We start from the raw sequence: 572 nt of genomic DNA, 5'->3' as shown, positions 1-572 counted from the left end.
GGGCGTTTCAGACCACGCGGCCCGGATCTGCGGCCGCTTACGTAACCAAATTAAACGCCACCGGGACTGCCCTTGTGTATTCCACCTACCTTGGCGGTAGTGGAGCTCAAGATACTAATGCTATTGCCATCGACGGTTCCGGCAATGCCTTCGTGACGGGATCAACCTCTTCCACTAATTTTCCGGTTACTGCTGGGGCGTTTCAGACCACGCATGCTGGTGGAACTAGTGACGTTTTCGTGACCAAATTAAACGCCGCCGGGACTGCCCTTGTGTATTCCACCTACCTTGGCGGCAGCGGTTCCGATTCAGGCTCGGGCATTGCGATCGACCATTCCGGCAACGCCTTCGTAGCGGGATCAACATTGTCCGCTAATTTTCCGGTTACTGCCGGGGCGTTTCAGACTACGCTGGTCGGAATTTCGAACGCTTTTGTGATTAAATTAAATGCCGCTGGAACCGCGCTTGTGTATTCCACCTACCTTGGCAGTGGTTCAAGTGTTGGCAGAAGCATCGCAGTTGACGGTTCCAGCAACGCCTTCGTGCTAGGGCAAACCACCTCCCCTAATTTT

At 54.2% G+C, this 572-nt stretch carries 1 protein-coding gene and 1 pseudogene; both read left to right on the top strand.

Features of this window, described 5'->3' with window-relative positions; all coding sequences use genetic code 11:
* Positions 1–74 precede the first annotated feature (74 nt).
* Positions 75–173 (top strand): annotated as a pseudogene (locus ABD014_RS24875) (SBBP repeat-containing protein); the annotation flags it as partial.
* Between the two features lie 66 nt (positions 174–239).
* The coding region (locus ABD014_RS11975; RefSeq protein WP_343861259.1) for an SBBP repeat-containing protein at positions 240–572 on the top strand (333 nt) is incomplete at its 3' end.

Source organism: Paenibacillus motobuensis (assembly GCF_039521865.1).
In the GTDB taxonomy this organism is placed as follows: Bacteria; Bacillota; Bacilli; order Paenibacillales; family Paenibacillaceae; genus Fontibacillus; species Fontibacillus motobuensis.
The sequence above is the reverse complement of the archived record's forward strand: the minus strand, read 5'-3'. Positions and strand labels throughout refer to the sequence as shown.